Source organism: Oleiphilus sp. HI0066, from assembly GCF_001635725.1.
Genome location: NZ_LWFH01001352.1, coordinates 1 through 700 on the forward strand (window position 1 = coordinate 1; position 700 = coordinate 700).

Annotated in this window: 1 protein-coding gene; it reads left to right on the top strand. The window is 43.7% G+C overall.

Annotated elements, in window-relative coordinates; genetic code table 11:
* Positions 1-654 (top strand): malate:quinone oxidoreductase (locus A3738_RS20320; RefSeq protein WP_082890090.1); only part of this gene is annotated, 654 nt, incomplete at its 5' end.
* Positions 655-700 lie beyond the last annotated feature (46 nt).

A 700-nucleotide genomic window follows, 5' to 3' on the forward strand; every position in this document is an offset into this window, starting at 1 on the left:
ATGTCTGTCCCTCATTTAGATACACGTTACATTGATGGTAAGCCTGCACTACTGTTCGGACCATTTGCAGGCTTTACGACGAAATTTTTAAAACAAGGCAACATCCTAGATCTTATTCGTAGCGTGCGTTTAGACAATATTGCCAACCTTTTACACGTTGCTCGTAACAACTGGTCTCTTACGCAGTACTTAGTAAAAGAAGCACTCAGTTCACGTGACGCAAGACTTACTCACTTAAATGGGTTCTTACCACACGCTGATCATAGCGAATGGCAGTTACGCCGTGCTGGTCAGCGCGTGCAAATCATTAAAACAGGAGCACGAGGAAAAGGCTCTTTGGAATTTGGAACAGAAGTATTAGCAACCAAAGATCGCTCTTTGGCGGCACTTATGGGTGCCTCCCCAGGTGCGTCGACCTGTGTATCAGCAATGCTTGATGTCATTGAACGTTGTATGCCTGAACTGACTCAAGGCAGTCACTTAGTCACGCTTCAATCGCTAATTCCAAGTTACGGACACTCATTGAAAAACGATGCTCAACTCTTAGCAAATGTTAGAGCATTTACACATTCAACACTGGGCTTATCAGATTCAGTAAGCACAGTGCCAAGCTTTTTAGAATCAAACCCTCATATGGAGTCAACCTTATGTTGATCGGAATTCCGAAAGAATCTCAAGCACAAGAAAATCGCGTTGCGAT